This is a genomic window from Streptococcus sp. (assembly GCF_030528045.1).
In the GTDB taxonomy this organism is placed as follows: domain Bacteria; phylum Bacillota; class Bacilli; order Lactobacillales; family Streptococcaceae; genus Streptococcus.
Genome location: NZ_JAUMZR010000059.1, coordinates 1 through 7,769, shown reverse-complemented (window position 1 = coordinate 7,769; position 7,769 = coordinate 1). Strand labels below are relative to the sequence as shown.

Genomic DNA, 7,769 nt, shown 5'->3' with positions numbered 1-7,769 from the left:
AAGCTCCATAATTTCCATAGTGGTTTTTACCCACTACAGATATTATAGAGCCTTTTTTTTTATTATGTAAAGATTTACTGGATTTTTCTCTCAAATGGAGTTTTTGTCCAGCCTTGTTTATTTATTTCCGATACAAGCGATCGTATTGGTAGAATGGGTCAAAGGTTACGTTGATACCCAATTTTCGTAGGACATTCTTGTCTTCATCGGTCAAAATGATGGTTGAGTGGGCTTCGCTTCCTTTGAGATTGCCAAGTTCCTCCATGGCACGCGCAGCGTCAGGATTTTCCATAGCTGTGATTGCAAGTGCAATCAGGATTTCATTTGAGTGGAGGCGAGGATTGCGACTACCGAGATGATTGATTTTAAGACCTTGAATTGGTTTGACAACTTCAGGCTCGATGAGTTTCACTTCCTTAGCGATGTCAGCTGATTTCTTAATAGCGTTGATCAAGGCAGCAGCTGTAGGGCCAAAGAGCTCTGAGTTTTTACCAGTTACGATTTCCCCATTTGGCAATTCGAGAGCTAGGGCAGGGCCACCAGTTTCTTCTGCTTTTTGGCGTGCAGTAACAGCAACCTTACGGTCTGCAGGTGTGATACCGAGGTCGTTCATGAGAAGTTCAATCTTCTTGACAGCAGTTTCTCCGACTTTTTCGGCTTTAAAATCAAGAACAGTCTGGTAGTAGCGACGGATGATTTCTTGTTTAGAAGCTTCGACAGCAGCTTCATTATCAGTAATAGCAAAACCAACCATGTTGACACCCATGTCTGTTGGTGAAGCGTATGGAGATTCACCGAGAATGCGCTCTAACATGCGCTTGAGCACTGGAAAAATTTCGATATCACGGTTGTAGTTGACAGTGGTTTCTCCATAGGTTTGAAGATGGAAGGGGTCAATCATGTTGACATCATCAAGGTCTGCGGTTGCAGCCTCGTAAGCCAAATTGACTGGGTGATGAAGGGGAAGATTCCAAACTGGGAAGGTTTCAAATTTAGCGTAACCAGACTTGATACCATTGATTTGGTCGTGGTACATGTTTGACATACAAGTGGCCAATTTTCCAGAACCAGGTCCAGGAGCCGTTACGACAATCAAGTTGCGACTGGTTTTGATGTAGTCGTTTTTCCCCATACCTTCTGGAGAAATGATGTGGTCCATATCCGTCGGGTATCCTTTGATTGGGTAATGAAGATAGGAATCAATCCCGTTTTTATCTAACTGGTTGCGGAAGGCATCTGCAGCCGGTTGTCCAGCGTATTGTGTGATGACAACCGAACCAACAAAAATTCCCAGCTCATTGAATTTGTCAATCAAACGAAGAACTTCTTGATCATAAGAAATGCCTAGGTCACCACGCGCTTTAGAATGTTCGATGTTGCTTGCGTTAATGGCGATCACAACTTCAACCTGCTCTTTCAATTCTTGCAAGAGCTTGATTTTATTGTCAGGCTCATAACCAGGAAGGACACGAGCAGCGTGGAAATCTTCCAACATTTTGCCACCAAACTCCAAATAGAGCTTGCCGTCAAATTGGTTAATGCGCTCCAAAATGTGGTCGCGTTGTAGATTCAAATATTGTTCAGAACTAAAAGCTTGTTTTTTCATTTTTTTACCTCTGACCTCTATTATAATAAAAAATTGGGAGTTAGGAAACTATGGAGCTAAAAAAGGAATCAAAAAGATTAGGCAAACGCTTGCACTAAGTTTAAAAAAGCGCTATCATAGACTATAGATTATTAAAATAATGAGGTAAACAGATGCAAGAAAAATGGTGGCACAATGCCGTAGTCTATCAAGTATATCCCAAGAGCTTTATGGATAGCAATGGAGATGGAATTGGTGATTTGCCAGGAATTACTAGTAAGTTGGACTATCTAGCTAAGTTAGGGATTACAGCTATTTGGCTTTCTCCTGTTTATGACAGTCCGATGGATGATAATGGCTACGATATTGCTGATTATCAAGCGATTGCAGCTATTTTCGGGTCCATGGAGGACATGGAGCAACTCATCGCAGAAGCTAAGAAGCGTGATATTCGAATTATCATGGACTTGGTAGTCAATCATACCTCGGATGAACACGCCTGGTTTGTTGAGGCCTGTGAAAATCCTGATAGCCCTGAGCGAGACTACTATATCTGGCGGGATGAGCCCAATGATTTGGAGTCTATCTTTAGTGGGTCTGCTTGGGAATACGATGAAAAGTCGGGTCAATACTATCTCCACTTTTTCAGTAAGAAACAGCCGGATCTCAACTGGGAGAATGAAAAACTGCGCCAGAAAATTTACGAGATGATGAACTTTTGGATTGATAAAGGTATTGGTGGTTTCCGTATGGATGTCATTGATATGATTGGAAAAATTCCTGATGAGAAAGTGGTCAATAACGGTCCTATGCTCCATCCCTATCTCAAGGAAATGAATCAGGCGACCTTTGGCGACAAAGATCTCTTGACAGTAGGAGAGACATGGGGGGCAACGCCAGAGATTGCCAAGTTTTACTCGGATCCCAAGGGACAAGAATTGTCTATGGTCTTCCAGTTTGAACACATCTGTCTTCAGTATCAGGAAGGGCAACCTAAGTGGCACTACCAAAAAGAGTTAAATGTAGGGAGGTTAAAAGAGATTTTTAACAAATGGCAGACTGAGTTGGGAGTTGAGGACGGCTGGAATTCCCTCTTTTGGAATAACCATGACCTCCCTCGCATCGTCTCTATCTGGGGAAATGACCAAGAATACCGTGAGAAATCTGCCAAAGCCTTTGCAATCTTGCTTCATCTCATGAGAGGGACTCCCTATATCTACCAAGGTGAGGAGATTGGGATGACCAATTATCCGTTTGAAACACTGGATCAAGTAGAGGATATAGAATCACTCAACTATGCGCGTGAAGCTCTTGGAAAAGGCGTTCGGATGGAAGAAATTATGGACAGTATCCGTGTCATCGGTCGTGACAATGCCCGTACTCCGATGCAATGGGATGAGAGTAAAAATGCTGGTTTCTCAACAGGTCAACCTTGGTTGGCAGTTAATCCAAACTACGAAAAAATCAACGTTCAAGAAGCTCTGGCAAATCCAGATTCTATTTTCTATACTTATCAAAAACTCGTTGAAATCCGTAAGGAGAATAGTTGGCTGATTCGAGCTGACTTTGAATTGCTTGATACAGCTGATAAGGTCTTTGCCTATATTCGTAAAGATAGAGACCGACGTTTCTTAGTTGTGGCTAACTTGTCCAATGAAAAACAAAACTTTTCAGTAGAAGGAAAAATTAAGTCAATCTTGATTGAAAACACTACTGCTAAAGAAGCAGTTGAAAAACAAACCTTGGCTCCATGGGATGCTTTCTGTGTGGAACTAACGGATTAAAATAAGTGAACCTCAAGCCTTTGATGCTTGGGGTTCTTTTGTTGAAAAATATATAGAAAAGTCTTTAAAAAATATTTGTTAGAATTTTCTAAAAAATCTGGCGAAAGTCCTTGCTTTTATGAAAAAATAGGGTATAATGGTGAAAACACTATCTTTAAGGAGATTACTTATGAAATCGAAAAAGTGGCTCTTAGGAGCAGGTGCTGTTTTGAGTGCAGCCCTACTGTTAACTGCTTGTGGGCAAAGTGAAAAGAAAGCGGATGCTCCCAAAACATTCTCTTATGTCTACGCTATGGATCCATCTTCTTTGGACTATAGTGTGACGAGCAAGAGCTCAACCTCTGACGTTATAGCAAACGTTGTTGATGGTCTTTTGGAAAATGACAAGTATGGGAACTTAATTCCATCACTTGCAGAAGACTGGTCTGTTTCAAAGGATGGTTTGACTTACACCTACAAACTTCGTAAGGGTGTAAAATGGTATACTTCTGATGGAGAAGAATACGCTGAAGTTAAAGCCAAAGACTTTGTTACTGGGCTTAAACATGCTGCTGACGGGAAATCAGATGGTCTTTCTTTGATTCAGGATTCTATCAAAGGCTTGGCAGAGTATGTTAGTGGTGAGAGCAATGATTTCTCTACCGTAGGAGTTAAGGCGGTTGATGATTATACAGTAGAATACACGCTCAACAAACCAGAAAGTTTCTGGAACTCTAAGGTCACAACTGCAACCATGCTTCCAGTTAATGAAGAATTTTTGAATTCTAAAGGGAGCGACTACGGTGCACCAACCCCATCAGGTATCCTATACAATGGTCCTTATTTCTTGAAATCATTGACTTCAAAATCAGTCATTGAATATGAAAAGAATCCAAACTACTGGGATAAGGATAATGTCAAGATTGACAATATTAAACTAACTTTCTACGATGGATCAGACCAAGAATCTTTGATTCGTAGCTTTACACAAGGAGCTTATACAACAGCTCGTCTCTTCCCGACAAGTTCAAATTTTGAGTCAACTAAACAAGAGTACGGCGATAAGATTGTTTACAGTCCACAAGAAGCGACTAGCTACTACCTCACTGTTAACGTAAACCGCCAATCTTACAATAAAACAGCCAAAACAGACGAAGCTCAAAAAACATCAACGAAAGAAGCTCTTCTCAACAAGAACTTCCGTCAGGCGCTGAACTTTGCTCTTGATCGTCATTCTTACACTGCTCAGTTGAATGGTGAAGAAGGTGCGAATAAGATTATCCGTAACAGCCTAGTGCCACATGACTACGTTCAAGTGGGTGAAAAAACCTTTGGAGAGTTGGCACAGGCAGAGCTCGTTTCATATGGAGACCAGTGGAAAGATGTAGCCCTTACAGATGGCAAGGATACGATTTACAGTCCTGAAAAAGCTAAGACAGCCTTTGCTAAAGCTAAGGAAGAATTGCAGGGCAAGGGGGTTACCTTCCCAATCCATTTGGATATCCCAGTTGAACAAACAGATGTAATCGCGGTTCGACAAACCAACTCACTCAAGCAGTCAATCGAATCATCACTTGGTACTGAAAATGTCATTGTCGATGTGCTTCAAATGACCGATAATGAAAAAATGAGCATTACGTCTCAAGCCAAGGTTCCATCCCAAAAAGACTATGACTTGAACGGAACTGGTTGGGGACCAGACTATCAAGACCCAGCTACCTACCTCAACATTCTTGATGCTAAGAAGGGTTCTGCCCTTAAACACTTGGGGATCAATCGAGGAAATGATCCGGAAGTGATGGCTCAAGTTGGACTGGACGAATACAAGAAACTCTTGGATGATGCCGCAGCTGAAACAAGCGACCTCAATAAGCGTTACGAAAAATACGCTAAAGCGCAAGCTTGGGTATCTGATAGTTCGCTTTTGATCCCAGTTGCTTCTTCAGGTAGTTCTCCAACTGTTAGCCGTACTGTACCGTTCACAAAAGCATACTCTCAAGTCGGAATCAAGGGAGACCCATTTGTGTTCAAAGGTTTGGAATTGCAAAATGATGTTGTGACTACAAAAGAATACGAAGAAGCCTTCAAGAAATGGCAACAAGAAAAAATCGAGACAAATGCCAAATACCAAAAAGAACTTGAAAAACACGTCAAATAATCTATAAACACAGAATATACCAAAAAGGCGACTTCCGAAATAGAAATCGTCTTTTAATTTGATGTCAATAATATTTTCTAAGTTTATCTTGATTTTCGTTGAAAAACTCTTCTAACCAATCTATGCCATAAGCATAACTAAAACCTTCTAAGAGAACAGAGAAGTCAATTTCTCTCAGTGCTTGATTGACAGATTGCGTGGTCTTATCAGGAATTAGCCGAATAATTTCTAAACGTGTCTTTCGCTCTGTCAGAGTCAAGAGACACTCACTCTTCTCTTTGGTCAGAATTACTGTATCCATCTCCCAATGTCCATATTCTGAACGGTCATTAATACTTTCAGGACCTTCCTCTATAGATAGACCTAGTATGTGTTTAGGTTGTGTTATATGCTGTTTTTTAAGCTTTCGATACTGATGATAGAGCAGGTAGTGGTATGCTACAGAAAGAACACCCGTGGCTATCCAATTATAGAGTGTACGCAAATAAACCACCGACTTGATTTCTTGATGAATGACTTCAAGAGAGTTTGTTTTTCACAACTTTAGAGATTTGTTCGCCCAATTGAGTGGTCAACTTTGTGCAAATTTTGGAGTTTGTCCTTAAGGTCTTGTATCTTTCTTGGGCAATTTTCGCTGGATACTTTGTCTTATACTTAAGTTGAACGTCTCTTCTTTGTATCTCATTGTGAATCGTTTGAGGTGTTCTATCTAGACAATAAGCCATTTCTCGGTTACTGAGTTTTTCTTTATTATGCCAACGTACAATAAGTTGACGTTCTGAATCTGTTAAATGCTGGCCTTTTGAGGTATAATTATCTTGCATCATTAAACCTTTCGACTTTGTTTTTTTCACAACTACAAGTCTAACATTTCATGATGTTTTTTATCCCCTTAGGGTGGCTAACTTGCACTTGCAATTTGCGTTTTAAAAAATTTTAAAGTTTTTAGAGGTGCCCATATGTTTAATACTTGACTTAAGAATTTTTTTGAAGTAAAATAGGTTGGTAATTCGATTTTGAAAACGGATACATAAGTTTATAATTTAGCTGCTAAATAAAAATTAAGGGGGATAAAAAAATTAATTTGACAATAAATTAAAATGAATTTTCATGCCAGTAAAGCCCAGGCCATTGTCACAGCAGAGGGACGGATTCTGTTTTTAGACATTCAGATAGATTACAGCCGTGATATGACTCTCTTCAGACAGAGTCGCAGAGATTTGTCTGAAGCAAGTGAAATCTTAGCAGACAATTGGCTATCAAGGATTAATGAAGTTGTATCCACGAGCTAAAACACCCATAAAATCAAGTACACTCCATCCCTTATCTCAGGAGGACAAATGCTATAACAAGGTTTTGTTTTCACGCCGTATTAAGGTGCGGAGCGTGTTTGCAAAAGTAAAAGTGTTTAAAATGATTTCGACAACGTATCGAAATCGCAAGAAATGATTGGAGCTACGTATGAATCTTATTGCTGGCATTATTAATTTTGAAGGGCTAGATTGGATTCGCAGGAAGTCTAGTAAAAAGTATTAGTATTGATTTTAAAACTTAAATTGATTAACGATTAAGATATTGAATTCAATAAAAAGATAAAGTTTTTAATATGATATATAATTAAAGTAATAAAAGGAGATTTTATAATGTGTAAAGATAAATTTGAAAGTCCAGTCATAAGTGGTTATGGAGAAGTTGTTTATTTTAAAGATGCTTATTTACAACCAGATAAAGATAAAGAATATAAAGCTATTTTTAGTATTGAAGACAATTTAGATCCTAATACAGTGAATGAACATTTGTTACATGTTTCATTATTAATGAATATTTTAAGTGTTAGTGGTGTTGATAAAGACAAAATTAAAGTAGCAATTGTTGTAAGTGGTAAAGGAACAGACATTTCTTTAAATAATAAATTATATAATAAATTATATGGAATTGATAATCCTAATTTAGATGTTGAAAAAAAACTTTACGAAAACGGTGTTAAAATTTATGTTTGTGGTCAATCAATAGCTCAGTTAGGTTTAGACGAAGATAATCTTAATGAATTTTCATTATTTAGTTTATCAGCTTTAACAGATTTATTGATACTTGAACAAAAAGGATATATTCAATTACCTTAAAAATAATTTGATAGTGAATAAGAAAATTTTTAAATCCCAATTTGTCAAATTAAGCTAAACATATGACAAATTGGGATTATCTATAAGGGCACCTCTAAAAACTCACTAAATGCTCCAAAAATGAGATAATAGACTAAAAA

The 7,769-nt window shown here is 38.6% G+C and carries 6 protein-coding genes and 1 pseudogene; 4 read left to right on the top strand and 3 right to left on the bottom strand.

All coding sequences use genetic code 11. From position 1 onward, the window contains the following. Nucleotides 1-121: 121 nt before the first annotated feature. The gene (locus tag Q4A91_RS08980) at nt 122-1,606 is read right to left on the bottom strand and encodes a DUF1846 domain-containing protein (RefSeq protein WP_303214136.1); all 1,485 of its coding nucleotides are present in this window, start codon (nt 1,604-1,606) and stop codon (nt 122-124) included. A 152-nt stretch (nt 1,607-1,758) separates the two neighbouring features. Between Q4A91_RS08980 and Q4A91_RS08975 the strand changes: the two genes are divergently transcribed. Continuing rightward, nucleotides 1,759-3,369: an alpha-glucosidase gene (locus tag Q4A91_RS08975; protein ID WP_303214134.1), complete on the top strand. Its 1,611-nt coding sequence runs from the start codon at nt 1,759-1,761 to the stop codon at nt 3,367-3,369. A gap of 169 nt (nt 3,370-3,538) precedes the next feature. After that, on the top strand, nt 3,539-5,506 hold the full coding sequence (locus tag Q4A91_RS08970; RefSeq protein WP_303214132.1) for a peptide ABC transporter substrate-binding protein: 1,968 nt from the start codon (nt 3,539-3,541) through the stop codon (nt 5,504-5,506). 64 nt (nt 5,507-5,570) lie between these two features. On the opposite strand, the gene Q4A91_RS08965 is transcribed toward Q4A91_RS08970, so the two are convergent. Both Q4A91_RS08965 and Q4A91_RS09360 read right to left on the bottom strand, forming a co-directional pair. Next, complete coding sequence (locus Q4A91_RS08965; protein ID WP_303214137.1) at nt 5,571-6,020, bottom strand: IS30 family transposase; 450 nt, start codon at nt 6,018-6,020, stop codon at nt 5,571-5,573. A gap of 4 nt (nt 6,021-6,024) precedes the next feature. Continuing rightward, the gene (locus Q4A91_RS09360) at nt 6,025-6,330 is read right to left on the bottom strand and encodes a helix-turn-helix domain-containing protein (protein ID WP_368389539.1); all 306 of its coding nucleotides are present in this window, start codon (nt 6,328-6,330) and stop codon (nt 6,025-6,027) included. Between the two features lie 285 nt (nt 6,331-6,615). On the opposite strand from Q4A91_RS09360, the pseudogene Q4A91_RS08960 reads away from it, so the two are divergent. Continuing rightward, a pseudogene (locus Q4A91_RS08960) lies at nt 6,616-6,955 on the top strand (transposase family protein); the annotation flags it as partial. Nucleotides 6,956-7,149: 194 nt separating this feature from the next. Next, on the top strand, nt 7,150-7,629 hold the full coding sequence (locus tag Q4A91_RS08955; RefSeq protein ID WP_303214130.1) for a DsrE family protein: 480 nt from the start codon (nt 7,150-7,152) through the stop codon (nt 7,627-7,629). Nucleotides 7,630-7,769: the final 140 nt, after the last annotated feature.